This window comes from Pantoea sp. Fr+CA_20 (genome assembly GCF_024520835.1).
Lineage (GTDB): Bacteria > Pseudomonadota > Gammaproteobacteria > Enterobacterales > Enterobacteriaceae > Pantoea > Pantoea allii.
Genome location: NZ_JALNPN010000012.1, coordinates 85,339 through 110,271, shown reverse-complemented (window position 1 = coordinate 110,271; position 24,933 = coordinate 85,339). Strand labels below are relative to the sequence as shown.

The window sequence follows — 24,933 nt, the reverse complement described above, 5'->3', positions numbered from 1 at the left end:
GGAAAAATGAAAACAACGTATTCATCATGGTTTTTTGATTTTTTTATCTTTTTCCCTCTACTGATCCTTTTTATCGTACCGACTCACGCATCACCCACATCGGTTATTTTTTCAGGCGTGTTACTGGAGTCACCACCTTGCGTCATTAATGACGGTAGCAGCGTAGTGGTTGATTTTGGTGATGAGTTAATGACGACGCATATTGATGGCGACCAATATCGAAAAAAAATAGAGTTTACGCTTGATTGTTCTTCAGCCATCAGTTCTAAACAAAGGATAAGAATTAGCGGTAATACCTCTGTCACGGGCTTTAATGGGGAGGTATTAGCCACACCAAAAGCTGGGTTAGGTATTGCAATTTATCATGACAATGTCCGCTATTCTCCAGGGGAATGGATAAATTTTAACGCTCCGACTATCCCCACTTTTTACGCTGTTCCACAGAAGCAGGATGACGTCAAACTTACTGGAGGAGAGTTTCATGTGACGGCTTCTCTGGTTATTGATTATCAGTAAATATAAACAGGATTTTCTCGGTGGTAACGTTAAAAGAAAAATGCAGCAGTCAACTTCTCGCTGAACAATACAACGCAAAAAAATGCGGCGTTAAGGAAATAGTGAAAATTTTTTTACTTTCTTCATGCATTGCTACGGGAAACGGTTTTGCCTCGGATGCTGAAAATCTTGAATTCAGAGGGACACTAATTGAACCGCCACCTTGTAATCTGAGTGCTGAAGGCACGATTAAGGTTAATTTTGGTGACAAAGTTGGCGTAAAAAAAGTGGCTTCTGGCGTTTATCGCCAGCCTATACCGATAAGTTTGCATTGTGAACAGGACAGCAGCCATTCGGCATGGCAACTCATGATATCTGTCAGCGGTAATCCAGCCAGCTTCGATACCGATAATGCCACGGTCGTCACGTCAGAGCGCGAGGCACTAGGGGTGAAACTGTATGCCAATGGAAAACCGTTCGAGCTGGATTCGCCCGTCAAGGTAAACGGAACGACATTGCCTGCTCTTGAAGCGGTTCTGGTTCAGAAAGAAGGTGAGACGCTCAATGAAGGGGCATTTACGGCTCATGCCACTCTGCGGGTAGCCTATGAATGATGGCCACCCTCTGGCAAGAGGCATGGCGCTGGCTATGCAATCAGCGCAGACAGGCGCCCGTCAATGCCGATATCTGGTAGCTGCGGTATCGTGCCAAAACACTGCTCCCCTTAATCAGGCACCTGGCAGAAGGCGGCGTATATCAACTCTCGCCTGTGCATACCGTACGCGGTGGACAATCTGGGCCGGCAGTTTGCTGAAGGCAGCCAAATAGATAGGTTACTGCCTAAATCTGATGAAGTAGGTGAAAGGGGATTGTCCCCCGTCCCCAACAGATGACGCATTGTACCCTGACCGCGCCGGTGAACGTTGCTGGACGACCGACGAAAGGGAACCGCGATGTAAACGTCGTCAAAACAGGAGTAGGAAGTGAAAAACAAAACCCTAATGGCAGCCGTGCTGCTTATCATCACTACGACCAGAGTTATGGCCATAACGTATCCATTTCCTATTGTCACCTCAGTGATATTTGACCACACCAACCTAATAAGCAAGCAGCACGTTTATCGCTTCCAGGTAGCTACAGCCTACGTGCACGACGACCGGATCGCGAACGACACCACTGTTGAGAAAGCACTGGAGATACTAACGGGATTACCCGTGACGGCACAGTTGATCACGGGGGAAACGCTCTTTAACTCTAACGACAAGTACGCTATGGCGATGTCTGGATGGCGGGACTACCATGCTACCAGTCGAGACCAACCCTTTATCGAGTTCATGCAAAACTGGACAAACGTGACTTTGGATAACCAAAATGGAACCAAGCCGTGGACAAGGACTGCTGACGGCGGAGTGCTGTGCGTGACTAACAGAGTGTGGACCGCGCCCCGGGCCACATTGTTTCGCTCGATGTATCAGAGCACATGGGGATTGGACACCTATGAGACCTGCGCAAAAGCGCCACCGACGACCGGGCGGTGCGACTTGATCTCTGAAACCATTGATTTCAACTATGGGGCTCTGAGTGCAGGCGAAGCGAATGGAGCAACACTGGAAAAACCTGTTCACGTACAATGCACCACCTCTACGAAATACAAACTGAATGTGCTTGGCGGGCCCAATATTTCATTAGACAACGGCATGACCGCCAACATAATGACAGACGGAATCGAAGCAGGGGAAACCCTGAATAATGCAGTAACAGGGGATAACACAGTCACTCTACGCGCAACGCTGCGTGGTACACCAGCGAAAACGGGGGCCTTCGCTGGCAGCGGGATAATGGTCGTTTCGTATCCTTGACCGGATGGCGTGTGTGCCCGCGGGACCCGGCTATAACGCAATCCTTAAAGTCTACCTGCAAGCCACTCGCATGAAACATCTGTCGGAAGAGTGGTAGAGCGGCCGACAAAGCCACATGATGATATTTGCGCATGCGGGTGGAGTGAAACGAATGCTCAAAACCCGCGGTTTTCCATACATAAACATGACACTTTAAGTTGGATCATCGTACCAACACAGATACCAATTTCTGCCCCACGGCTGGAGTATTGACAATCTGCACGCGCTTGACGTGGCTTAATGACATTAGAACCAAAAGATTAATAGAGGGTCTGCATGAAACTTTATGACGCTTTCTTACTCAACAGGGCATTAATAAGTTATGTACGAATGCCCCCACTTAACGAACGAGTTCCTCGCAGATTTCTACTGTCCACAATTTGAGCACTGAGTCGTTTACTATCCAACCTTAAAAGTTCTTTCAAAAAACATCACTAAAACTTATCATTAATAAGAATTTTCTTAGGATAAAGATGATATGAAAAAGGCAATCGCAGTCATTTTATTAGCATTCGCCCTCACTGGATGTGGAGAGCCTAAGATCGATGGTTCTTCAGAAGAGGCTTTTAAGACATCGCTTCAAAAAGTTCGAGACTCACTCGCGGAAGATAAACGCGCCGCGTTTAACGATGCGATTCAGGTTGTCGCCTTCAGCCAGGTCAGCATGAAAGAGCTGATGCAGGCGGGCAGCGGTGACGAAGGCGGACGTGCCCTGATTGATAAAAAGATTAAAGGCGCGCTGGCTGGCAAGACCGGTGAAGAAGTCATTGAGTATGCAGATAAGATCAAAAAAGAACGCACGGCCAACTAAGTTGAGCGCGTTTTTATCTCAGACCAGCCCGTTGCGTGAGGTCTGATTTAACGGTTGCTGCATGAAAGAGGCCTGTTTTACAGGCCTCTTTTTTTATGCCATTAATTCATGCCAGCCATAACGAAACGGTGGGGGCTTGTTCTTTACTGGCGCAGTGCCACAGGTACGCGAGTTACGCTGCAGGGGGGATTTTAATGGTGACGTTGCACTGGTTGAATGCATCGGGAAGCCTTGCTTCCTGTCGCGAAGGGATAGAAGCGAATATCGATCTTGCGATATCGCGCATAGCTACCCAGCTTACGCTGCCCGATATCGACGTTCTGGTGCAAAGAACGATGTTCGAGGTAATTAAGGAAATGGGCTTTTCAGGCAGAGCCTGGGGACCGCATCTGATGTCATTCTATCTTGATACTGACAGCCCAAATTTGCAGAGCAGCCTGGCGCGTTATGACCTGGCTCGGCAGTTCGCGCATGAGACGCACCATTGCCTGCGTATGGCGGGCACGGGATATGGTTTTAGTCTGGGTGAAGCGCTGGTTAGCGAGGGGCTTGCCGGGCACTTTGCCAGCATGACTTTTGGATCGCCGCCAGAAATATGGGAGTGCGCCGTTGGCAAGGAAAGATTAAAAAATCTGCCGCTCTCTGATGAGCTTCTCAGATCACAGTCATACAACCATGCTGAATGGTTTTTCGGGCAGGGCGATCACCCCCAATGGCTGGGATACAGTCTGGGCTGGCACCTGGTTGATGCGTGGTTACAAGCCGGTAGCCGAAGTCTGGATGAAAGGATTAATGTTGAGGCCGACGATGTATTGGCGTTTTTACCAACAGTAATCGATTAGCCGCTTTGCATAAAAACGATAAATATTCCCGTATGGATAAATAACGCAAACCTTCTTCTACTGGTTACCGTCATTACGATGTCTTGCGGCAAACAAGCGTTGCGTGATCCCACCACGTATTCTGATTAACTGAGAAACAGCTAACGTTAAAACCAGCGGCTGCTATTTCCGCGGTCAACGCTTCCAGCGGTTTCAAGGTGCGCCAGGGCGTGCCGTCTTTCAGTAACAGATGCTGGACGCGGTCATAACAGATATGATCACCCAGGTGTTTGGGCAAACCACACATGCTGCTGATAATTAAAGTCCCATCACGGGTTAATATACGGCGCACGGCTTTAAGGCAATCACTACGCTGTGTTCCCGTCAGGCAATGAAAGCAGCTGCCATCAAATATCACATCAAACTGAGCATCTTGATACCGGGAAAGATCACATACATCGCCCCGGTCAAAATGACCGACCAGACCCGCTTGACTGAAACGTTCTCGGGCCCAGCGGATGGCGACGTCTGAGATATCGACCCCGTAAACGACAAACGATTTGCTGGCAAAATAGTGGGAGGCCATGGCACCATTACCACAGCCAAGCTCAAGCAGGGTTCCACTGCCGGGAAGGCATGGCGTTTCTTCAAGCTGATGAAGCACCTCGTTTAGCTGCTGCCGAGCCCGCGTGAAGCCACTTCCTGTCCAGGCTTCATAGCCTCCATTTTTGAGGTGCTGATAGATATCGTCATAGCTTTCCACACTAACGCAACGCCTCCTGTCATTATCTTATGGCTGTTTTGACTCAGCCTGCCTGGGCGAATGAATTTAACATTTTGACCACTTCTCAAGCGCCTGACGCTAAAGTGCTTTACCCAGGTGAATCGCCCTGAGTACTGTTACTGCCTGTCTGTTCACTCACTCGCTATTATGATTCTGCTCACTGCTGCTTACTGGATAAGACGTATTCGGCCGCTCGTCGGCATTTTATTACTGATAAGTGCGGCCAGCCAGGCACAGTCAGGAGACCGGCGCGTGGTGACTCAGCCGCGCCTGCCGCCCGTCTGCCAGCGGCTAAGTGCTGGCTCTGATGTCAATGTGGCACAGCTGATTCAGCAGGCGCTGGATACCTGCCCAAAAGGTAGCATGGTGATGTTACAGCCTTCCAGCCAGGCCAGTGTGTTCTTTAGTGGACCGTTGCAGGTGCCCTCGGGCGTGAGTCTGGCGATAGGCAAAGGCGCGGTGCTAAAAGCGATTGCCGATCCACATTTATACGATAACGGGCACCAAACCTGTGGCGCACTGGATCGTCAGGGGAATGGATGCATGCCCTTTATTACCCTGAAGCATGCCAGAGACAGCGGTATTTACGGCCAGGGTATCATTGACGGTCAGGGCGGCACCCTGATGACGGGGCAATCTCAGACCTGGTGGCAACTGGCAGCCAGCGCCAAAAACAGTGAGGATAAACAAAATGCGCCTCGCCTGATTCAAATCGATGACAGCAGCGATATCACGCTTTATCAAATCACCTTGAAGAATGCGCCTAACTTTCACGTGGTGATCAATAACAGTCAGGGCGTTACTTTGTGGGGCATTACGATCGCTACGCCCGCCACGGCGCGCAATACCGATGGCGTAGATCCCATGGGGTCGACGGATGTTTCCCTGATTAACAGCGATATCAGCACGGGCGACGACAACGTGGCGATTAAGGCTGGCAATGCGCCGGCTGCGCATATTTCGGTACTGAACAACCATTTCGGTGCCGGGCACGGCATGTCAATTGGCAGCGAGATCAACCGTGGCGTCAGTGAAGTGCGGGTGGATGGACTGACGCTAACCGGCACAACCAATGGTCTGCGGATTAAAAGCGATCGCTCACGCGGCGGACGAGTAAGTGCCGTTCATTATCAAAACGTCTGCATGGATAACGTTGAAAACCCGATAGTCATGGATACGCATTACGATCCCCATGTTAGTGGTTCACTCATACCAACCTATCAGGACATCACGTTTGAGCATATTCGTGCGGGCAACGGAAAAATCACCTTGCTGGGCTACAGTGACGCCTTGCCGCTGGTCATCGCGTTAAAAGATGTCTTGATTGGCGCACGCGCCCAGGTAGAGCAGCAACATGCCGTTATCCACGGCGTATTTACGGGCACCAGCCAGAGCGGGTGCCCGTAAAACGTAGCGGTGATGGGACGAGGGGGTTAGCCCTTCGGCTTGACGATTTTTGCGGGTTTAGCGTTTTTTTCAGCCGTCATTACGTTCTCCGAGGCAGACTGATCGCTGTCTGCCGGTTCGCCATACAGATGGTTTGCTTTGTCGTTTGGCCAGGCTTCGATAGCTGAACAGCTGTAGGTGTAATTGCCCAGCGCAAGTTTATAGCGCAGCACGTTTTTATCGTCATAGGCCGCGCCCCAGATAACATCCAGTTCACTGTCGTGGGTTTCAATCATGTTTTTCGATAGTTGATCAAACCTGACGGGAACAAATCTGGCATAACTATTCGGAACGTTAAACGCCACGTTGGATATAAATAAATCCAAATTATTGTTTTGTTTGTTTTTTAATCCCAGCAACATCCTGCCATCGGTGTCTTTTGCCAGTTGCAGTTGGATGCTCTTGCCGCAAAGCTGATGTCCACTGGCAGGCAGATTACCCAACAAAGGTGCGCCTTTGGCGAGAGCACTGCCTGAAATCAAGCCTGTCACCATTAGTGTTAGTAACGCAGTCATAATGTGTTTCATAAGGTCCTGTATCTCAATAAAAATAATTATCAGATGGCACAGCCTGAATGCGTTAACGGTTAGTGGTTTTGATCTGTTACAGGAAAAGAAGCAAGGTGCGGTTATCGGCGGAATTTACCTGCAGGACGATGTATTTTGTCGCGGTTAATCTTATAGGCACGATAAATACCGCCGGGGGTAAAATCAGGAAGACGCCATCGGTCAACAGCGTGACTTCCTGATATATCATGTCAGAGCATGAGCTTAATCTGCTGTTCGAGTGTGATTTGATCCCTGGCGAACAGCCGGATACCTTCGGCCAGTTTTTCTACTGCCATGGCGTCTTGGTGATGCTGCCAGAGAAACTCAGCCTGCGTCATTGGGCTAGGGCGGGTTTCAGTGACGCAGCCAGGATGCAGTTGACGGATGAGTGGCTGCTGACTGGCAGTCAGTTCGTCCAATAGTGCGGGAGAAATGGTGAGTCGGTCGCATCCGGCCAGGGCCAGGACCTGTTCGAGGCGACGGAAGCTGGCCCCCATGACCACAGTCTGGTAGCCGTGCGTTTTATAATATTGATAAATCTGCTGCACAGATTTAACGCCAGGATCGTTCTCAGGCAGGTAATTCGTCTGGGGCTGATATTTCTGAAACCAGTCGTAAATGCGCCCCACAAAAGGGGAAATTAAGTACACGCCAGCTTCTGCGCAAGCTCGTGCCTGGGCAAAAGAAAACAGTAGCGTTAGGTTGCAGTTAATCCCGCTCTGCTCAAGTTCCTCGGCTGCACGAATCCCTTCCCAGGTCGCGGCCAGCTTAATCAGTATGCGTTCGGGCTTAATACCGTTCTTCTCATACATCTGAATCAGCTTGCGCGCTTTGGATACGCACATACCACGGTCCCACGCAAATCGCGCATCCACTTCAGTGGAAATACGTCCTGGTACGTAACGTAGCACTTCAGTGCCAATGTCCACCGCAACCTGATCGCAGGCATTAATCAATTGAGTTTCGGCGCTCCCACCCTGGCGGCGAGCCTTGCCAATCGCATCTGCTATTAATGGCTGATACTGTGGCAATTGGGCCGCTTTCAATATCAGTGAGGGATTCGTCGTGGCATCCTGTGGTGCGAATTTTTTTATAGACTCAATATCACCGGTGTCAGCGACGACGACGGTAAGGGCTTTCAGGGCATCTAGCTGATTCATAATTTGTTCCTTGTCGTGTATTCAGTCCTGAACATGCTGGTGTTCGTAGTAGTCGATTCGTTCTACCTTTGGCGCGGAGCTACCGCCTTCATATTCTGCGGCGAGCCAGGCTTGAATGATTTTTTTACCCAGCTCGGCACCAATGACCCGCGAACCCAACGTGATAATTTGGGCGTTATTGCTCTTCCTCGCTCGTTCGGCAGAAAAGGTATCGTGGCACTGGGCGGCCCGAATACCAGGCACTTTGTTTGCTACGATGCTCATGCCAATGCCCGTACCGCAAATTAAAATGCCGCGTTCGAATTCCCCCTGACGCACCGCTATAGCGACAGCATGAGCGACATCAGGATAAAGCGTGCAGTCGCCATGTTGATCGCTACTGTAATCCACCACCTTTATTCCTCGTTCATTTAAGTAATCCACAATGGCATCCCGAAATTCAAAAGCAGCATCGTCTGCGCCAATAGCAATTTTTTTCATGATGTGAACCCTTTATCTGTTAAGTGTTTTAATTTGTGAATTAATAAAAAATGACGTTGTCGCCAGCGTTTATTACAGCCGGTGTCGTGCCACGTAAATGTACGGTACCGGAAAGTTCAGCTAAATCTGCACTGTCAAAACTCAATGTAATATGGCCCAGTAGCTTAAAATTGTGTGTGGCGATGTCTCCTACCGCGGTAATAACATAAGCTGTATCGCTAATTTTAATTATCTGGCCAGGTGCAAGTTCTTTCTGGCATTCTGTTGCTTCATGAATAGCGCAATAACGGGCAAGCTCAGCGGGTACGGTATTTGAAAACAGGATGAGTTTGTTTTCCTGCAAAGACTCCGCGACAAAATCACCCACTGCCGTAATATGTAACGAACAAAAAGGCTGCATGTTATTTTGTCCCCTCGGTTTCGCTCACCGGCAGCGGGGCATTTTTACTGTCCGGGCCCTGAGCCAGAACCGTTTCCGGATAGCGTTTTTTTAAGCGCTTATCAAAAAAAGCGACCAGAACCGGCGCGGTAATCATGGTAATGATGCTCGCCGTTGCCAATTGAGCGGTTGCAGCGTCGACATAAACAAGCAGGGAGGGATCGGCCTGAGCAACCATTGCCGGCGTGAGTGCCGAGCTAGCAGCAGTTGTTCCCAGCGCTGCACCCAAGGCGGTTTTCTTTTTCAGGAACAAGTTATAAAGAAAATAGAAGATAAGTGCGGTCAGCGCCGAAATCATCCCCAGAAGAATACCCGACAAACCAGCAGTGAACACGGTATTCAGACTGGAGTTAGCCCCGATAGCAAAAGACATAATAATGATCACCAACGGCTGCGCCGAGGCGCAGAGTTGCTTAAAACGCTCGTCGATATTCCCCCACAGCATACCGATTAACAGCGGTATCAGCATGGAAAGCAGGGCGGAAAACGGGATATTTGCCAGCCCACTCACGCCCAGTACCATCATGGTAACAAACGGGCCGTCTTTGATACAAAACACCGAAATAGCACCGGCATCGCTGGGATCACCATAGTTGCTGCACAAAGCGATATACAGTGAGCTGTTGGAGCTGGTTAAGCAGGCGATAAGCGCTAAAGTAGAGATACCCAGGAATCCTTCTGGCCCAAACAGCGTACCGGCTGCCCAGACTGCCAGCGCACCAGCCAGACACTTCAAAAACAGCAGTACGCTGCCTTTGTATAGTGGCAGGCCTGCCTGCTTAATATTAATGGAGGTGCCGCAAATTAACAGAAAAATACCCATCATGGCGCTGGAACCAACTTTAAATAGCGCAGTGGTCGGGCCGCCAATATTTAATGCGTCAGGTGAAAAGGTATTAATAAGAATGGCAGAAATCAAGGGGATAATAATTAATCCACCCGGCACTTTATTCATTTTATCCAGGATATTAATATTCATAAGTGACTCGCACAGTTGAGTAGCGTTGGATTTATTAACGAGGTAATACCACTCTGACAATAATTACATCGTGTTATTTTATCTGCTGGCTTCTTTATAAATACGTTCTACAATGGTGCTGATGATATTTTCTGGGCCGGTGAGTCCACCTTTTCCAACACACGTCAGTCCAGCATAATCACCGCCGATAATCCGCACCATGTCGGTTTGTGGAATAACGTAGTCAATCATTTCGATACCGGTAGCCCCTAATTCTTTCAGGACGTTCACCATCGTATCGCCCCCGGTCATATATATACCTTTAATTGTCTCAGGTGCCTGATTAAGGACTTCCCGGACAATAGAACCTAAACCATGGTTAATATTTTGTGCTGCCTGACCATGTGACAGGCCAAAGCGCTGTTCTTCCTGTTTCAGGTCCAGTAACCGTCCGGTTAATGCTGATTCGAAGACAAACAGTGCATTGCGTTGTTCTGCCATGCACCTGCAGGCATATTGCACCACGCGATTCACCTCAATGTCTGCAGCATTTTCACGGTCCACTAACAGCTCCGCATCCACAGGAATATGGCAAACCCGCTTGTCGTTATCGATCAGGTGCTCAAGCTGCTTTTTCGTTACGGGGGTTGCACTTCCGGCGACGATCAGCACCGATCCGCGCTGTTGATCGACGGCTAAAGTATTCTGCTCATTAGCAGATGTTTCATGCATCAGACGGCGATGCCGGGCGAGTCGCTCAGTAAAGGGGCCCGGATCGACGGCCAGCACATTCCAGTTCAGCAAGACCACCGCTGCGGCAATTGCATCAACATCTTCCAGCGTAATTGCGTCTACTACGATAACTCGTAGTCCACGTTGTTGCTGGTCACGTAAATCCTGTTGAATCTGATTAACACCTTTCATGACCGACGCCAGGGCGATATGCCCTACCTGGTGATGCGTTTGTGCGGCTAACAGACCTGGAACCCAGGATTCGGTCACCGGTGTACGAACGTCGCGGGCGACATCGGTGCAGGACAGAGCGACTGAATCAATAACGGAATATCCGCCAACCAGAATACGTCGTGATTGCGGCATAGCTGGCACGACAATTGCCACCGTTTCATCGGGAAGTTGCTCCAGCATGGCGTCAATTTCAAAGCCAATGCCGCCACGTAGCGTGGTATCGATGCGTTTAGTAAAGTAGTGCGCACCTCGAGCCTGCAGTTGCTTCACCGCCGCACTGACCTGCAACTGTGCTTCGGCTTTGGGTAGAGGACGACTGTCGCTGCTGACCACCATGGCAGGGTAGTCGACTTCATTTCGTGCAAAGGAGTCGGTGTCAAAAAACGCAGCGGTTTTTAATCCACTGCGTGCCAGCAGCACGCCCACCGTTGTCGCGCCGGTAAGATCGTCGGCGACGATCCCTAGCTTGCCACCTTCACCCTGTGGCCAGACCATTTCGATGCAGGCTGGGGTTACGCCAGAGACATAGATCTCCTCATGGATAAACTCAGCCAGCGGTCCGCTTTTACCGGTAGGATGTAAATTAATCGTGGGAATACCGCGTTTTGGATAAAGCCCGCAACGTAAGGTCCCGCCACAGTCTATAACCATGACACCGATCTCATCCTCGGGTGGTTCACCATGCTTAAACACGTCAACGGCAGGCCAACCGGTTAGTTCGCACAGTCGCTCGACTACCGGGGGACACATGCCTCCGGTGATATAAGCAATTTTTTTATTCTGGCCTGATGGAATCGTTAGCGGGCCACCCCAGCCTTTACTGCCTTTACCGATTAACAGATGTTTTTCCATTTCTCTGTCCTCATTCTCTGCCTGCCTCCGCGTTTATTGATTTTTCATTTTCCAATAACGCGCGGAAACTAAAGTGGACTCAATCATGCTGACGGTGCCTGCTTTACCGGTGCCGGCAATATCAAAAGCAGTTCCGTGGTCCACAGAACTGCGCATGAAAGGCAGGCCAAAGGTAATAGTGATTGAACGTTCAAAGTCGAGCGTCTTACAGGCGATATGTCCCTGATCGTGATACAGCGAGAGAATGGCGTCGTAACGGCCTTGCTTACCCAGATGGAATACGGAATCTGCGGGTACAGGCCCGATGGCATTAATGCCGATTGCCTGCGCCGCCTGTACCGCCGGGATTAAGTTGTCCGCTTCTTCATGACCAAACAACCCATTATCAGAAGCATGGGGATTAAGTGCTGCGACCGCGATGCGCGGGTGTTGAATATTGAGTGCCGTGAATTCATGATGGATTTGTTGCACACAGGCCAGAACGCGTTCTTTATTGGCATAATCACAGGCTTCTTTCAGCGGCATATGACGGCTGACAAAAAAGACCCGCAGATTCTGGACGTGAAACATGGTCAGGCCATAATCCGACCGGGTTTCAACCTGATAAATCTCGGTGTGTCCGGGTAATTTGCATCCGGCCAGCTTGATGGCTTCTTTGTGAATCGGTGCTGTTGACACCACATCTATTTTGCCCGCCATGCCCAGATCTATCGATTTCATGACGTAGTCCAGTGACATCTGGCCAGCCAGTTGCTGTACCTTACCCCACTCAATGCTGTCGCAATCGTAGTCACCTGTTTCAAGTACATCCAACGTTCCCCAGCGGAACAGTGCATCATCCGGGCTGGAGATGGGATGAATGGCGAAGTCGCACCCCATTATTTTCATTGCGCGGGTGATAATCGGTACGGAACCAATCAAAAACGGTTTGCACTCCTCGTAGACGCCTTTGTCCATCATGGTGGCGACAGTTATTTCCGGGCCAATTCCGGCAGGATCACCAAGCGTAATAGCGACAACGGGTTTTTTCTCATGCGACATTAGTTACCTCTCATAGTGAATCATCGGTTTGTTCAAATGAACACGTAATAAACATATGAACAGAAACTTACCCGATGGAAAGGTGGTTATTAGTGATTTTTGTCACATTAAAGAGATGGTGAAATTATTTAATCAAAATTTGTGATCTAACATATGATCAGTTGATGAGAAAAAGAACAGTCTTGTGGGGAGAAGACATTTAACCTTCAACCCTATGGAGAATATCGATGAAGCCTGTTTGGTTAGGAACCAGCTGGAAAATGAACAAGTCGCTATCGCAGGCCAGATTGTGGTGTGAAACCCTTGCGGCGCAGCTCTCTGAGATCATGCATCCCTCACTCCAACCCTTTGTTATTCCGCCATTTACCGTCCTGCATGCAGTAAGTGATTTTATGCAGCACCATAAACTGCCCTGCCTGACAGGTGCGCAGAACATGCACGAAGCGGAAGAGGGTGCATGGACTGGAGAAATATCGGCTGCGATGCTCACTGAGGCGGGGGCTGATATGGTGGAACTGGGACATTCTGAACGCCGGGCTGCCTTTAATGAAACGGATGGGACTATTAATCTTAAGGTACAGCGCGCCTTGCAACATGGATTAAGGCCGCTTATCTGTATTGGCGATTCTGCAGATGAAAAGCGTTGGCAGGTTTCACGTGAAACAGTAGTACGCCAGATGAAAATTGCGCTACACAATCTTACCCCACAGCAGGCGCTAAGGACGTTGATAGCCTATGAACCGGTATGGGCGATAGGCGAGCATGGCACACCTGCAACGCCACAGCAGGCAGGTGAAATACATGAGATATTACGACTCACATTGTGTGAGTCTTTTGGTTATGACGTCGGGCAACGTGTTCCCCTGTTATACGGTGGTAGTGTTAATCTGGAAAATTCGGTGGCGCTTTTGCAGCAGCCGGAAATAGACGGGCTTTTTATTGGTCGCGCGGCTTGGGAAGCGGGTGGATATTGCAGCATTGTTCAGCGTGTAGTACAGGAATTTATTGTGAAGTCAAAGTAGTATTACAAACAAATAAGATATGGAAATAGCCCGTGATGACTGAACAAGACTCAGACTATGCAATGCTGACCGAAATAGCCGTTGCTTATTACGATCAGGAACTAACACAGGAAGAGATCGCCCGCCGGTTTGGCATCTCCAGGGTAAAAGTGGGTCGCTTGCTTAAAAAAGCCCGCCTGGAAGGAATTGTTGAGATTAATGTGAAGTATCATCCGGTATTTAGTTCCCAGATAGAACAGCAACTTATCTCACATTTTGCGATAAAACGGGCGCTGGTTGCGCTCGATCATCATGACGAAGATGAACAACGTCAGCAGGTCGCCGCGCTGGTGAGTAATTATCTGGCGGGCGTGCTAAAAAATGATATGACTGTAACGGTTGGGCAGGGCCGCAATGTCGCCGCTGTGGCTAATCATGTAGGCATCTTTCCTGAACGCCACTGCCGTTTTATTTGTGGCATTGGCGGCACCAAACGTGACAATCAGCTGATTGATGCTGACCACATCAGCCGAAATCTGGCGAGAAAATTCAATGGGTTCAGTGAAACGCTGTATGCACCTGCTTATGTAGAAACCCCTGCGCTGCGGACAGCATTTATGCAGAACCGACTGATTAAAGCCACGCTGGAGCAGGCAAGTAAAGCTGATGTCGCTTTGATTGGTTTGGGCGATATGAATGAAAACAGTTTTATGGTGCAGTTGGGCTGGTTTTCTCCGCAGGAAATTGCCAGTGCGCGCCAGCAGCAAGGTGTAGTGGGCGATCTTGCCGGTTACAGTTTCTTCAATATCCAGGGCAAACCGGTTGATACAGTAATGAATGATCGGGTTATTGGCCTGAGTCTTGAACAATTACGTGCTATTCCCTGCGTAATCGCTATCGCCTCAGAGAGTACCAAAGCAACCGCCATACTGGGTGCATTGCGTACTGGGGTTATTGATGTGCTGGCAACCAGCGCATCTAATGCGCGATCGGTTATAAACATGCTGAAAACGGTGTAGTTGACTGCCAGCCTGCTGTCTGAGGCAGCCTGGCAGCGATTCCAATTCTCCTCTGCCTTGGGATACACACAGTGCTGTCTTAACGGATAGCGGCATCGGTTTCAGACTGGATGTATTCAGGACAACATTTGGAAAGCGCAATGCCGACAATCAATGATGTTGCCCGGCTGGCCGGTGTTTCTACCGCTACGGTATCCCGGGTTATAAATCAGACGGCCTGGGTTGAACCTGTGACGCGTGAACGTGTGGAAAAAGCCATGCGTGAACTCAACTATCGACGCAATGCAGCGGCACTGGCACTGGCCAGACGCAGTGGCAAAATGCTGGGGTTATTAACGGGAAATCTGGCAGATCCCTTCTTTGCTCATCTTGCTAAAGGTGTTGAAGCTGTTGCGCGCAAGCATGATTACAAACTATTAGTTTGCAGTGGCGGACACGATGCCAGAAAAGAAAAAGCCGGTCTGGATTTTTTAATCAACCAGGGTTGTGAAGCGATGGTGGTGCATGCCAGCCAGCTAAGCGACGCAGAGTTGATTCGCTATAGCGCGCACTTTCCCGCATTAATAATACTTAATCGTTATATCGCCGCATTTTCGCATCGTTGTGTCTGGCTTGAAAACTACCAGGCTGCGCTAACCGCGACTCAGTATCTTCTTGACAAAGGACATCGCTTTATCGCGTGCGTGACCAGTGATATTCCTATTACGGATCGGCAGGAAAGGCTTAATGGCTATATTGATGCCATGAACAGGCAAGGCATCACACCTGAAAAAGAGTGGATCATCAGCGCGCCTTTTACAGAGAAAGGGGGAGAGCAGGCCGGATATCATTTGTTAAATAGCCACGTCCCGTTCACTGCTGTATTTACCTTCAATGATGTTATGGCTGCCGGTATTTTGCGGATATTGCATCAGGAAGGCTGGTTATTGCCGGGTCAGATGTCGGTGATGGGGTTTGACGATGTGGCACTTGCCCGATACTTATATCCGGCGCTGACCACGATGCATTATCCGATTGAATCAATGGCCCGCCGTGCAGCATTACTGGCTATTCGTTATAGCCAACAACTGACGGTCAAGCCGGTCATGAATGCCTTTACCGCCAGGCTGGTGCGCCGTCAGTCTGTTTGTGACTTATCCCTGAATTAAGCCTAAATATGTGATTTACATCTCGACTTTTAATCTCATGTAAGCGCTTACATGGGGTGCTTGCCGCCATCACGTTTATTTCGGCTTAACGTCTTTAATCTAAAGTCTCCTTTCTTATCTGGAGAGTTAATATGAACGTAACGCAACCCAGGAAGACGCTAACCTTTGGCCTGGCTTTAATTCCAATAGTGTCGATGCTCACATTACTGATTATTGGTTATGGCGTCATGGGATTAAGGATTGAACCTTTACTTCTTTTTTCTGCTGCAATCACTGCTGCTATAGCCTTATGGCAAGGTTACGGATGGGAAGACATTATCAACTCTGTCGTTGATAAGCTGGCTAAGGCGATGCCGGTTATTCTGATTTTAATCTGTGTAGGTGGATTAATAGGGACCTGGATGTTTAGCGGTACGATTCCTTATATGGTTTATTGGGGGCTGAAACTTATTAGCCCGCAATACATCCTTATTGCCGCATTTTTTCTGACCAGCGTGGTGTCGGTCTGCACCGGAACTTCATGGGGCTCAGCCGGAACGGTAGGAGTGGCACTTATGGGGGTAGCCGCTGGCCTGGATGTGTCTTTGGGCGCTGCTGCTGGCGCGGTGGTTTCAGGTGCCTATTTTGGCGATAAAATCTCTCCGCTATCTGATTCAACTAATTTTGCCGCCATCGTAGCGGAAACGACTTTATTTGAGCATATTCAGCATTTGCTCTGGACGACGATCCCTGCCTTTATTCTCGCTGCCATTGTTTACCTGATCGCTGGACACAGTGGCATAACGAGTGAAATCGCTACCCCGCAGCGGGTGGCGGATATTATTAATACGTTGGAGAACTATTATAGTTTCAATTTGTTGTTAATCATTCCTCCGATAGTGGTTTTATGGGGGGCAATTCGCAAGATGCCAGTTATCCCTTTAATGCTGAGCGCCTGTTTGCTGGCCGTTGTTCTCGGGGTGATATTCCAGGGATTTAGTCTCAAACAGGGACTGGATGCGTTCATGGGGGGCTTTGCGATGAACATGTTTTCAACTGACCATTCGCTTATCGTTGCTGATGTTCCCCGATTACTTGAGCGTGGGGGGATGTTGTCGATGATGTCTACTATTCTGCTGGTCTTTTGCGCCTTCTCCTTTGCCGGGGCGCTGACATTAACGGGGGCGTTAACGGTCATCATTACACGTTTGTTGACGGTGATTCATTCTGTTGGTCATTTAATTGCAGCCACCATTGCCACCACCATTTTGGTTACCGGGGCCACGAGTGATGGAAAATTGGCTTTACTGGTACCCGCTGAACTGTTCAAAGATGCCTACCGTAAAATGGCGTTGGATACTAAAAACCTGTCCAGAACCATCGAGGATGCTGGCACCGTAATAGAGCCTTTGCTGCCCTGGACATCTGCCGGCGTTTACATGGCGACCACCCTCGGGGTAAGTACGTTAGAGCTACTGCCTTGGGCTGTTCAGTGTTATTCCGCTCTCTTTTTCGCGCTGTTTTATGGTTTTACTGGGATAGGTATTGCCAGGCTGGCTGGTCCATCAACTGGCGATACTGAGGCAAAAAAGGAGAATAGTGATGCCATTTAACCAAATAATAAACCGGCGAAATACAGGTTCAGTGAAGTGGGACTTTGCCGCAAAACATCTTGGTGAAGACGCTGAAGAAATGCTTCCTATGTGGGTTTCAGATATGGATTTTGCTGCTCCGCCGCAGGTCATTAATGCGCTGGTGCAACGTTGCCAGCATGGTGTGTTTGGATACAGCGACCGTGATCAGACTTACTTTGACGCAATGCTTAACTGGTACGCAACCCGACACCATCTTCATCTGAAGCAGGAATGGATATGCACTACGGAAGGCGTGGTGCCTGGATTATCTCTACTGGTACAGATGCTCAGCAATGAACAAGATGGTGTGGTGGTTCAGGGGCCCTTTTATGGCTCGTTCGAGAAAATTATTAGTCTGAATCATCGTCAGTTACTGAATAACCCGTTAATCAAGACGGGAGAATCAGAATACCTCATGGATTTCGAGCACCTTGAGTCGCTGTTTAAACAGCATCGGCCACCTTTAATGATTCTGTGTAATCCGCATAATCCTACGGGACGCTGCTGGCGCAAAGCAGAGTTATGCCAGTTGCTGACGCTGTGTGAGGCTTACAACGTTATATTATTATCAGATGAAATCTGGGCGGATCTGGTGTTACCGGGCCACCAATTTACCTCAGTTTTACATCTTGGCGCTCGCTGGCATAGCCGGGTTATCTCGGCCACTTCTGCCAGTAAAACGTTTGGCCTTTCCTCGTTACGGCTCTCAAACTTTGTCATTCCCGATGCGCAGATACGTGACAGGTTTGCTGCGCGTCTCAACGCCCATGGCCTTGACGTGTTTAATGCCCTGGCATTGTGCGCCTCAACGGCGGCCTGGCAGTCAGGTGCTGACTGGCTTAATCAATTGCTTATCTGTATTGCCGCAAATCGCGCGTGGTTTGCCGAACAGGTGGCAGAGCATCTGCCCTGGGCAAGGGTTATGCCCGCTGAATCAACCTATCTGCTGTGGATTGACTGCAATGGGGCAGGACTGGATGACCAGCAGCTTAGAGCGGTAATGATGCATACCGCAAGGATTGCCCCCTCCATGGGCTACCAGTTTGGGCCGCAAGGTAAGGGATTCATCCGGTTAAATCTCGGCTGTCCACGAGATTATCTGCGGCTGGCGCTGGAAGGATTAAAGAAAATCCGGCTTTGACATCCCGTCAGGCCAGTGGTCATCATTAATCCGCTGGCCTCAACCTCGCCTCACCCAGACCGCCTAAAAAAATTGTCCTGCCGTTTCTTCCCGACCACCGGCGACTGGCGTAAAATCGGCGAACCAAAGTGGATTGTCTTGCAGAGTGGGCATTATGCTAATCAGCACGGAAACCGAACGGACGTATATCGCTGACAGCCGTCTCGCCTGCACCCTTGCCGCCGTGGCGGGCGCGTTAAACACCGCAGCATTTGAAATTGTGGGATTCTTTTCCGCCAATATGACCGGCAATGTCTCTTCGCTGTCCGATTTTCTGGCGAAGGCAAACCTCCACAGCGGCCTCTTTTTCCTGTTTATCCTTTGTATGTTCATTGTGGGGGCGCTCGTTTCCACAATGATTATCAATGCCGGGCGCAGACGCAAAATTCGCACGATTTACGCGGTGAATATCCTGATAGAGGGCATTGCGTTGGTGGCGCTGGGCGTGACTGAAGCCCGCTTCCCCATTGCCGCGTCAGGCGTCCTGCTTATCCTGAGCCTGAGTTTTTTAATGGGGCTTCAAAATGCGGTCGTCACGCGCATCTCCAATGCGCGCGTCAGAACTACGCACGTATCCGGCACCTCCACAGATATCGGTATCGAACTCGCCATGCTGTTCGATGTGCTACGGCGCAAAGAATCCCCCAAAGATGCGCCGCTCTATCTGGAGCGCCTGCGTCTGCATACCTATACCATTCTTGCTTTTCTGGCGGGCGGTGTGGCGGGCATCTGGCTCTGGCATGCGCTGAACTACTATTTTCTGGTGCTGATCGGTCTGGGGCTGATGGGCCTGGCGCTGGCCGCCATGCTCAAGCCTCAGCCTGCTGATGTGGCCCGTTAAGGATGCCGGTGTTCGGGAGCCAGCACCTTAAGCGCATTATTGATAAGGCGAAAGTGGGCAGGCGTTTGCCCAATAATCTCGCCATCGGCATTAATAGAGTGCGGACGGCGTGTATGCAGCGTCAGTGCCGTGGTGCTAAAGGCGCGAACGTTACGCCAGCGGCCATGTGTCCCGCGACGCAGAGCGGGGAACAGCGCCAGCAAATGCCAGCTTCTTTTCAGTTCAAGGCTGTAAACATCCAGTAGCCCGTCATCCGGTGCCGCGCTTTGCTCAACGGTCATGCCGCCGCCATAGAAACGGCCGTTGCCAACTGAAACCTGCACGGTTTTGATCGCGATAGCCTCTCCCTCATGATGTAAGGTCGCCCTAAAGGGCCGGCTTTGCCGCAGAATACGCAGTGCGGCAAAGGCATAGCCCAGAACGCCCCAACGCTTTTTGGCCTGGGCGGTGAGATTGCGCGCCAGCTCCGCCGAGAAACCAATGCTGGATACGTTCAGGAACAGGTGATCGTTTACCTCGCCCAGGTCAACAAAACGGGTATGTCCCTGGCTAATGATGCTGACAGCCTGCTCCAGTTGAGGCGGAATCCCGAGCGTACGGGCAAAATCGTTGGCGGTGCCCAGGGGTAAAATGCCCAGAGGTAAACCGGTTTGCAACAGGCCTGAAGCTGCGGCATTTAATGTGCCGTCGCCCCCGCCGACGATCACCAGCTCAACACGATGGGCATACGCGATGATAAGCTCGGTGTAGCTGCGGCTGTCGTCAGGATCGGGTTGCAGCAGGGTAAAACCGGATTGCTGCAGCAACTGCGTGGCGCGCGTGGCATCAATACGACCTTTACGTGAGCGTTGGTTGATCAAAAGTAACGCTGTCTTTACCCTTTGCGACATGCTTCGTCCATTTTTTGATGAAGTAATAATGATGAAGTAACCAGAAAGTAAACATGCGGGATTATCCGTTACAACCTTGCTTGCGCTACTTTACGTAAGTGCAGGACTGCAGGGGGAACCTGACAAACTGGGTCGAGGTTGTCTACACTGCCAGAAACGGCACGACTCATGGGAGCAACGATGACAGAACAACAATTTAGAAGCCTGTTGGCAGAAAAAGGCTTTGCAGAGCCGGTGATGGTAGAGCGGGGGGCAAACAGCGAACTGGATCACCATGAGCACCCGTTTGAGGCAATGGCACTGATCCTGAGTGGTGATATCACCCTGTACACAGAAAATCAGGCTGCCACCTATCGGGAAGGCGATATCTTTCATCTGCAGGCAGGGCAGCCGCACCGCGAGACGTTTGGTGATCGGGGCGTTCGCTATCTGTCAGGCAGAAAAAGCTGATCCGGTCGATGAGCCTGTGATGAAAACTTTCGACGCGCTTTTTCAGCGATTAGCCCAATCCCCTTTCCGTCAGCGCTTCCGTCTGGGGCGGAATGAATATGATTACTGCCTGACAAAGGGCGAAGCCGATGTTGCGGCGCATGCGGCTGCGTTTGTTCAGCAACGGCTCTCTGCCATGGCTCCCCAGAACGACGGCAAGCAAACGCCGATGCGCGGGCATCCGGTTTTTATCGCTCAGCATGCCACGGCGACCTGCTGCCGTGGCTGTCTGGCGAAATGGCACGGTATTGCCCAGCATCAGGCGCTGGACGATAAACAACAGGCTTATGTGGTGGCGGTGATCATGCACTGGATACACAGGGCAATGACGCAACCTGCTCCGGCACCGCGTGCGCGCAAAACCAGGGCAAACACAACATCGTGTTTGCCGGACAGCCCGCAACTGGATTTGTGGTAGAAAAAGATTATGTGGCTGATGGACTTTTAACCAGTCAGGTTAGCCATATTTCATTTCAGGTCTATTCTTAAATCGTTCTTTGGTCTCCTGTGCCAGGATAATCACGTAAGACGACAAATTTCACACAAGAGGGAATTACGATGAAGAAAGCAATTATTGCACTGTCTGCTGTTTTACTGGCCTCGCCAGTTTTCGCTGCTACCACAACGGATGAAACTGTCGCTGAAGCGCATAAAGGCGCAGATACCGCGAAAGAAAAACTGCATCAGACCGAGCACAAAGGCGAAGAGCTGAAGCTGAAATCTGAGCACGCTGCGGAAGGTAAGAGTAACTCGACCTCCAGCAAAATCTCTGAAAGCACCCAGAAAGGCTGGCACAAAACGAAAGAAGGCACCGAGAAAGGCTGGGATAAAACCAAGCAGGGTGCTGAAGACCTGAAAAATAAAGCGACTAACTAAGCCGCTTTACTATGAAAAAACCCACCGTTGGTGGGTTTTTTTTATGACCTGTTTTTATTCTGGCTGGGCCGGCAGCGTTTTCGGCTCTGATGACCTGGCCTTTGCGGCTTCCGTTTTAGCACTTGATGACTCAGCCTTCGCGGTTTCTGCATCTGCCGCGTCCTGTTGTGCGGTATCAGACTGTTTTTTCCCTTCTTCGATAAACTCTTCATCGATCTCTTCGATGTTTTCACGGTTATCGCGTCCGGACAGCAAATTCCAGCAGGCAATAAACAGGGCGGCAATCACCGGACCAATCACAAAGCCATTGATCCCATAGATTTCCATGCCGCCCAGCGTCGTAATCAAAATCATGTAGTCGGGCATTTTGGTGTCTTTGCCCACCAGCAACGGGCGCAGGATGTTATCCACCAGACCGACAATCACCACAAAGAAGCCGACGAGGAACAAGCCTTTCCACAGTGCACCGGTGGCGAAGAAGAAGATCGTGGCCGGCACCCAGATGATGGCGGAACCAACGGCAGGAACCAGTGACAGGAAGCCCATCAATGCACCCCACAGCAGACTGCCGTCAATGCCGGTAAACCAGAAGGCCAGACCGCCCAGAATCCCCTGTACCACGCCAACGACTACCGTGCCTTTGACGGTTGCACGCGATACGGCGGCAAACTTCATAAACAGATGATGTTTAACGTAGGTGGACAGCGGTAGCGCTTCCAGAATCAGATGCACCAGATAGGAACCATCCTTCAGCAGGAAGAACAGCAGGTAAAGCATGATACCGAAGCCAACGGTAAAGCTGAACGTGCCTTTACCGATGATAAACGCGCTGCCCGCCAGGTACTGACCACCTTTAAGGGCAAATGCCGACAGCTTTTGCTGAATCTGCGTGGCATTGTCCAGGTTATTTTCAGCCAGGTAGTGTTTGGCCCAGCCCGGTAAATGCTGTAACAGATCGGCGAAGACGACAGGAAACTGGGCGGAGTTGGTCTGCAGTTTGTGATAAACCGTGTTCACCTCCACCACCATCGATGAGGCGATGATCGCTAACGGGGTAAAGACGATGAGGCAGATGCAAAACAGCGTCAGCAGCGCGGCAATACCGTTACGATCGCCCAGCTTGCCACGCAAAAACGTTTTAAGCGGATGGAAAATCACAGCCAGCACCGCTGCCCACAAAATGGCAGAGAAGTAGGGCGATAGTACCTCGAAAAAGGCAACGGTAGTCATTGCCAAAATCAGAAGGAAAAACCCGACAGTAAGTCCTTTAAAGCGCATTGGATAACCTCATGTAAACATCCCTTGATAAGCACGCATGCCGATGCGGGCATTCGCAACCCGAGAGTGTATGAATGTTGCATCGGTAATCAACGATCAATTCTGTTTTTAATCATCGCCAGACGGCATTTCTGCGGCAAAGCGCCCGATGCCATAAGTAGGCCCTTTAATACCACAGTCAGGTAATACCTTGTTATCTGTTGATAACATCTGCCCGTCCTACCTTAGCGTAGCGGGTTCGGCCGTTTTTGCCGCCAACGATCGGCGGTTTATTTGGGGAATAAAGTAAACCCAGAGTAAACCCCTGGCGGAACGGCTGAAATAAAACTGTCATACGGCAATGCTAGCGTGAAATCCGGCAAGATCAGAGATAATCAGAGACCAAAGGAATAATAATGAAAATGAAATTCACCCTGATTGCGGTAGCACTGCTGGTGGCTCAACAGGCACAGGCAATGACGTTGTCCGAGGCCAGTGCACTGGCGAATCAAACGTCACAGGGATCGTCCAGTCCGGCATTTAACGCACTTGAATTACAGGCGCTGACCGCAGAGCGGGCGGCGATACAAAAGGGCGCGCCAGCGCTCAGTCGCGATCAGCTTAAGCAGGCTAAGCAGAGTGACAGCATTGCCGACTATCAGTGGCTAAAAGCCAGTGGTTATGATTTCCAGAGTGATGCGTTGCAGAAGGCGGGCATTGCGCTGTTGTCAGTATTCAGCACGCTGCCGGATAAGGTTCTGGAGGCCAATCGGGCCACGGTCACATCAATTAACCTCAATGCAACCCAGGGCGAACGCCATCAGGCGCTGGCAGACGCAGAAGGAATCAGCTACCTCTATTTTCTTGCCGACGCATTGGGACCTCGTTTAGGTAAAGCCTTTCTGGCGGCCTATGATAAAGGCGAGATTAACAAGGCGGCGGCCCTGATCAAAGCCAGTGAAGTCAGCACCGGTGCGGCGAAAAAACACTTTAACTATCCGCGTCCTTTCCTGCACACAGGCAATACGATTCATCTGGTGCCGGATGATACGGTGATCAAAGACAATCATCCCTATACGGCCGATGGCGGTTCGTTCCCCAGCGGACACACCAATACGGGTTATACCGATGCGTTGTTGTTAGCCGAGATGGTCCCGGAGCGGTTTGAAGCCTTACTCCAGCGCGGCGCACGCTACGGCTATTCGCGACTGGTTCTGGGTGTGCACTATCCGCTCGATGTAATGGGTTCACGCATGGTGGCACAATATAACGTTGCACATTATCTGAACGATGCCGCTTATCGCGCGTTATTCAATGATGCCCGCCAGCAACTGCGCAGCGCGCTGGAAAAAGAGTGTGGAACAACCTTAGCGGCGTGCGCAAAACCCGCCGGTCGTGATGATCCCTACGGCACAGGCAGCATGAAGCCGTTTTATCGCTTCACGATGAGCTATAACCTGCCGAAGCTGGCAGACAACAAAGCCAGATTCACGGTGCCGGATGGCGCAGAAGTATTGCTGGAAACGGCCTTGCCGCAGCTGTCAGTAAAGCAGCGACGTGAGCTGATGGTGAAAAGTGCATTATCCGCCGGTTATCCACTGGGTGGACCGGGGGCGGACCAGGCGTTCTGGCAGCGACTGGATCTGGACGCGGCCTATGCACAGGCTAAGTCACACTGATAAAAAAAACGGGCGGGACATCTCGCCCGTCTCGCTGACAGCGTCGCCTGGGTTGGCATCATGCCAGGCACCAGAATTGTGATGGTCGCGGGCCTGATTGCCATTTCTGCTATTTTCTATTCGCTCCTCAAGGCCTGATCGTCGAGGCTTCCGGCGCGCCGTCCTGTCTTTAGCCGAGGCGGCCTCAAGCTGAGGCGAGGGCTCAGACGTATTCATTAAACAAAGGTTTATATTTGTTACG

General features: G+C 50.5%; 26 protein-coding genes. 16 read left to right on the top strand and 10 right to left on the bottom strand.

Annotated features, from left to right (window positions below; translation table 11 throughout):
- Nucleotides 1-6 precede the first annotated feature (6 nt).
- From NR177_RS15205 to NR177_RS15185, 5 genes are all read left to right on the top strand, one after another.
- Nucleotides 7-516, top strand: coding sequence for a fimbrial protein (locus NR177_RS15205; protein WP_145393784.1), 510 nt, complete (start codon nt 7-9; stop codon nt 514-516).
- A 20-nt stretch (nt 517-536) separates the two neighbouring features.
- Nucleotides 537-1,109, top strand: coding sequence for a fimbrial protein (locus tag NR177_RS15200; protein WP_241567201.1), 573 nt, complete (start codon nt 537-539; stop codon nt 1,107-1,109).
- 369 nt (nt 1,110-1,478) lie between these two features.
- A complete protein-coding gene (locus tag NR177_RS15195) occupies nt 1,479-2,354 on the top strand; it encodes a hypothetical protein (protein WP_241567200.1) in 876 nt (291 codons plus the stop codon).
- A gap of 517 nt (nt 2,355-2,871) precedes the next feature.
- Complete coding sequence (locus tag NR177_RS15190) at nt 2,872-3,204, top strand: DUF6694 family lipoprotein (RefSeq protein WP_256853171.1); 333 nt, start codon at nt 2,872-2,874, stop codon at nt 3,202-3,204.
- A gap of 194 nt (nt 3,205-3,398) precedes the next feature.
- Entirely contained in the window at nt 3,399-4,046 is a 648-nt protein-coding gene (locus tag NR177_RS15185) for a DUF2268 domain-containing putative Zn-dependent protease (protein WP_256853170.1), read from the top strand.
- A gap of 73 nt (nt 4,047-4,119) precedes the next feature.
- Here NR177_RS15185 and NR177_RS15180 read toward each other — a convergent pair whose 3' ends face one another.
- Nucleotides 4,120-4,788 (bottom strand): class I SAM-dependent methyltransferase, encoded by a 669-nt coding sequence (locus tag NR177_RS15180; protein WP_256853169.1) that lies wholly within the window; start codon nt 4,786-4,788, stop codon nt 4,120-4,122.
- Between the two features lie 273 nt (nt 4,789-5,061).
- Between NR177_RS15180 and NR177_RS15175 the strand changes: the two genes are divergently transcribed.
- Nucleotides 5,062-6,216 carry a glycosyl hydrolase family 28 protein gene (locus NR177_RS15175; protein WP_256853168.1) on the top strand — a complete coding sequence of 385 codons (1,155 nt, stop codon included), beginning with the start codon at nt 5,062-5,064 and terminating at the stop codon, nt 6,214-6,216.
- 26 nt (nt 6,217-6,242) lie between these two features.
- Here the strand turns inward: NR177_RS15175 and NR177_RS15170 are convergent, their stop codons facing one another.
- The 7 genes from NR177_RS15170 to pdxA all read right to left on the bottom strand — a co-directional run bounded on the left by NR177_RS15170 (nt 6,243) and on the right by pdxA (nt 12,699).
- Nucleotides 6,243-6,770 (bottom strand): hypothetical protein, encoded by a 528-nt coding sequence (locus NR177_RS15170; protein ID WP_256853167.1) that lies wholly within the window; start codon nt 6,768-6,770, stop codon nt 6,243-6,245.
- A gap of 242 nt (nt 6,771-7,012) precedes the next feature.
- Nucleotides 7,013-7,963 (bottom strand): transaldolase, encoded by a 951-nt coding sequence (tal, locus tag NR177_RS15165; RefSeq protein ID WP_256853166.1) that lies wholly within the window; start codon nt 7,961-7,963, stop codon nt 7,013-7,015.
- A gap of 21 nt (nt 7,964-7,984) precedes the next feature.
- Nucleotides 7,985-8,443 carry a ribose 5-phosphate isomerase B gene (rpiB, locus tag NR177_RS15160; protein WP_256853165.1) on the bottom strand — a complete coding sequence of 153 codons (459 nt, stop codon included), beginning with the start codon at nt 8,441-8,443 and terminating at the stop codon, nt 7,985-7,987.
- Nucleotides 8,444-8,483: 40 nt separating this feature from the next.
- A complete protein-coding gene (locus NR177_RS15155; RefSeq protein ID WP_256853164.1) occupies nt 8,484-8,843 on the bottom strand; it encodes a PTS glucitol/sorbitol transporter subunit IIA in 360 nt (119 codons plus the stop codon).
- A gap of 1 nt (nt 8,844) precedes the next feature.
- Nucleotides 8,845-9,861 carry a 2-keto-3-deoxygluconate permease gene (locus NR177_RS15150; protein ID WP_256853163.1) on the bottom strand — a complete coding sequence of 339 codons (1,017 nt, stop codon included), beginning with the start codon at nt 9,859-9,861 and terminating at the stop codon, nt 8,845-8,847.
- Nucleotides 9,862-9,939: 78 nt separating this feature from the next.
- The gene (locus tag NR177_RS15145; RefSeq protein WP_256853162.1) at nt 9,940-11,658 is read right to left on the bottom strand and encodes a four-carbon acid sugar kinase family protein; all 1,719 of its coding nucleotides are present in this window, start codon (nt 11,656-11,658) and stop codon (nt 9,940-9,942) included.
- A gap of 33 nt (nt 11,659-11,691) precedes the next feature.
- Nucleotides 11,692-12,699 carry a 4-hydroxythreonine-4-phosphate dehydrogenase PdxA gene (pdxA, locus tag NR177_RS15140; protein WP_096011927.1) on the bottom strand — a complete coding sequence of 336 codons (1,008 nt, stop codon included), beginning with the start codon at nt 12,697-12,699 and terminating at the stop codon, nt 11,692-11,694.
- Between the two features lie 227 nt (nt 12,700-12,926).
- Between pdxA and NR177_RS15135 the strand changes: the two genes are divergently transcribed.
- The 6 genes from NR177_RS15135 to NR177_RS15110 all read left to right on the top strand — a co-directional run bounded on the left by NR177_RS15135 (nt 12,927) and on the right by NR177_RS15110 (nt 19,501).
- Nucleotides 12,927-13,721 (top strand): triose-phosphate isomerase, encoded by a 795-nt coding sequence (locus tag NR177_RS15135; RefSeq protein ID WP_256853161.1) that lies wholly within the window; start codon nt 12,927-12,929, stop codon nt 13,719-13,721.
- A 35-nt stretch (nt 13,722-13,756) separates the two neighbouring features.
- On the top strand, nt 13,757-14,719 hold the full coding sequence (locus tag NR177_RS15130) for a sugar-binding transcriptional regulator (RefSeq protein ID WP_096011925.1): 963 nt from the start codon (nt 13,757-13,759) through the stop codon (nt 14,717-14,719).
- A 140-nt stretch (nt 14,720-14,859) separates the two neighbouring features.
- Nucleotides 14,860-15,867, top strand: a complete 1,008-nt coding sequence (locus NR177_RS15125) for a substrate-binding domain-containing protein (protein WP_256853160.1) — start codon at nt 14,860-14,862, stop codon at nt 15,865-15,867.
- 131 nt (nt 15,868-15,998) lie between these two features.
- Entirely contained in the window at nt 15,999-17,459 is a 1,461-nt protein-coding gene (gene nhaC / locus NR177_RS15120; RefSeq protein WP_096011923.1) for a Na+/H+ antiporter NhaC, read from the top strand.
- On the top strand, nt 17,449-18,621 hold the full coding sequence (locus tag NR177_RS15115; protein ID WP_241567188.1) for a MalY/PatB family protein: 1,173 nt from the start codon (nt 17,449-17,451) through the stop codon (nt 18,619-18,621). The genes nhaC and NR177_RS15115 overlap by 11 nt, the downstream gene beginning before the upstream one ends.
- A 154-nt stretch (nt 18,622-18,775) precedes the next feature.
- Complete coding sequence (locus tag NR177_RS15110) at nt 18,776-19,501, top strand: YoaK family protein (RefSeq protein WP_256853159.1); 726 nt, start codon at nt 18,776-18,778, stop codon at nt 19,499-19,501.
- On the opposite strand, the gene NR177_RS15105 is transcribed toward NR177_RS15110, so the two are convergent.
- Nucleotides 19,498-20,391 (bottom strand): lipid kinase, encoded by an 894-nt coding sequence (locus NR177_RS15105; protein ID WP_256853158.1) that lies wholly within the window; start codon nt 20,389-20,391, stop codon nt 19,498-19,500. The genes NR177_RS15110 and NR177_RS15105 overlap by 4 nt on opposite strands.
- Before the next feature lie 180 nt (nt 20,392-20,571).
- On the opposite strand from NR177_RS15105, the gene NR177_RS15100 reads away from it, so the two are divergent.
- The 3 genes from NR177_RS15100 to NR177_RS15090 all read left to right on the top strand — a co-directional run bounded on the left by NR177_RS15100 (nt 20,572) and on the right by NR177_RS15090 (nt 21,756).
- Entirely contained in the window at nt 20,572-20,841 is a 270-nt protein-coding gene (locus tag NR177_RS15100) for a cupin domain-containing protein (protein ID WP_256853157.1), read from the top strand.
- 19 nt (nt 20,842-20,860) lie between these two features.
- Nucleotides 20,861-21,298 (top strand): DUF4186 domain-containing protein, encoded by a 438-nt coding sequence (locus NR177_RS15095; RefSeq protein WP_109717151.1) that lies wholly within the window; start codon nt 20,861-20,863, stop codon nt 21,296-21,298.
- Between the two features lie 140 nt (nt 21,299-21,438).
- A complete protein-coding gene (locus tag NR177_RS15090; RefSeq protein WP_013024991.1) occupies nt 21,439-21,756 on the top strand; it encodes a hypothetical protein in 318 nt (105 codons plus the stop codon).
- A 54-nt stretch (nt 21,757-21,810) separates the two neighbouring features.
- Here NR177_RS15090 and NR177_RS15085 read toward each other — a convergent pair whose 3' ends face one another.
- Nucleotides 21,811-23,034 carry an AI-2E family transporter gene (locus tag NR177_RS15085; protein WP_096011918.1) on the bottom strand — a complete coding sequence of 408 codons (1,224 nt, stop codon included), beginning with the start codon at nt 23,032-23,034 and terminating at the stop codon, nt 21,811-21,813.
- A gap of 395 nt (nt 23,035-23,429) precedes the next feature.
- Here NR177_RS15085 and NR177_RS15080 point away from each other — a divergent pair, with 395 nt between their 5' ends.
- On the top strand, nt 23,430-24,692 hold the full coding sequence (locus tag NR177_RS15080) for a phosphatase PAP2 family protein (RefSeq protein WP_256853156.1): 1,263 nt from the start codon (nt 23,430-23,432) through the stop codon (nt 24,690-24,692).
- Nucleotides 24,693-24,933 lie beyond the last annotated feature (241 nt).

Excerpts from the sequence above, each read along its gene's own strand:
- NR177_RS15185 (WP_256853170.1), top strand. The coding sequence starts at position 3,399 with ATGGTGACGTTGCACTGGTTGAATGCATCGGGAAGCCTTGCTTCCTGT.
- nhaC (WP_096011923.1), top strand. The coding sequence starts at position 15,999 with ATGAACGTAACGCAACCCAGGAAGACGCTAACCTTTGGCCTGGCTTTA.
- NR177_RS15125 (WP_256853160.1), top strand. The coding sequence starts at position 14,860 with ATGCCGACAATCAATGATGTTGCCCGGCTGGCCGGTGTTTCTACCGCT.
- NR177_RS15115 (WP_241567188.1), top strand. The coding sequence starts at position 17,449 with ATGCCATTTAACCAAATAATAAACCGGCGAAATACAGGTTCAGTGAAG.
- NR177_RS15095 (WP_109717151.1), top strand. The coding sequence starts at position 20,861 with ATGAAAACTTTCGACGCGCTTTTTCAGCGATTAGCCCAATCCCCTTTC.
- pdxA (WP_096011927.1), bottom strand. The coding sequence starts at position 12,699 with ATGTCGCATGAGAAAAAACCCGTTGTCGCTATTACGCTTGGTGATCCT.
- NR177_RS15170 (WP_256853167.1), bottom strand. The coding sequence starts at position 6,770 with ATGACTGCGTTACTAACACTAATGGTGACAGGCTTGATTTCAGGCAGT.
- NR177_RS15135 (WP_256853161.1), top strand. The coding sequence starts at position 12,927 with ATGAAGCCTGTTTGGTTAGGAACCAGCTGGAAAATGAACAAGTCGCTA.
- NR177_RS15155 (WP_256853164.1), bottom strand. The coding sequence starts at position 8,843 with ATGCAGCCTTTTTGTTCGTTACATATTACGGCAGTGGGTGATTTTGTC.
- rpiB (WP_256853165.1), bottom strand. The coding sequence starts at position 8,443 with ATGAAAAAAATTGCTATTGGCGCAGACGATGCTGCTTTTGAATTTCGG.
- NR177_RS15130 (WP_096011925.1), top strand. The coding sequence starts at position 13,757 with ATGACTGAACAAGACTCAGACTATGCAATGCTGACCGAAATAGCCGTT.
- NR177_RS15205 (WP_145393784.1), top strand. The coding sequence starts at position 7 with ATGAAAACAACGTATTCATCATGGTTTTTTGATTTTTTTATCTTTTTC.
- NR177_RS15080 (WP_256853156.1), top strand. The coding sequence starts at position 23,430 with ATGAAAATGAAATTCACCCTGATTGCGGTAGCACTGCTGGTGGCTCAA.
- NR177_RS15100 (WP_256853157.1), top strand. The coding sequence starts at position 20,572 with ATGACAGAACAACAATTTAGAAGCCTGTTGGCAGAAAAAGGCTTTGCA.
- NR177_RS15145 (WP_256853162.1), bottom strand. The coding sequence starts at position 11,658 with ATGGAAAAACATCTGTTAATCGGTAAAGGCAGTAAAGGCTGGGGTGGC.
- NR177_RS15110 (WP_256853159.1), top strand. The coding sequence starts at position 18,776 with ATGCTAATCAGCACGGAAACCGAACGGACGTATATCGCTGACAGCCGT.
- NR177_RS15150 (WP_256853163.1), bottom strand. The coding sequence starts at position 9,861 with ATGAATATTAATATCCTGGATAAAATGAATAAAGTGCCGGGTGGATTA.
- NR177_RS15085 (WP_096011918.1), bottom strand. The coding sequence starts at position 23,034 with ATGCGCTTTAAAGGACTTACTGTCGGGTTTTTCCTTCTGATTTTGGCA.
- tal (WP_256853166.1), bottom strand. The coding sequence starts at position 7,963 with ATGAATCAGCTAGATGCCCTGAAAGCCCTTACCGTCGTCGTCGCTGAC.
- NR177_RS15090 (WP_013024991.1), top strand. The coding sequence starts at position 21,439 with ATGAAGAAAGCAATTATTGCACTGTCTGCTGTTTTACTGGCCTCGCCA.
- NR177_RS15105 (WP_256853158.1), bottom strand. The coding sequence starts at position 20,391 with ATGTCGCAAAGGGTAAAGACAGCGTTACTTTTGATCAACCAACGCTCA.
- NR177_RS15190 (WP_256853171.1), top strand. The coding sequence starts at position 2,872 with ATGAAAAAGGCAATCGCAGTCATTTTATTAGCATTCGCCCTCACTGGA.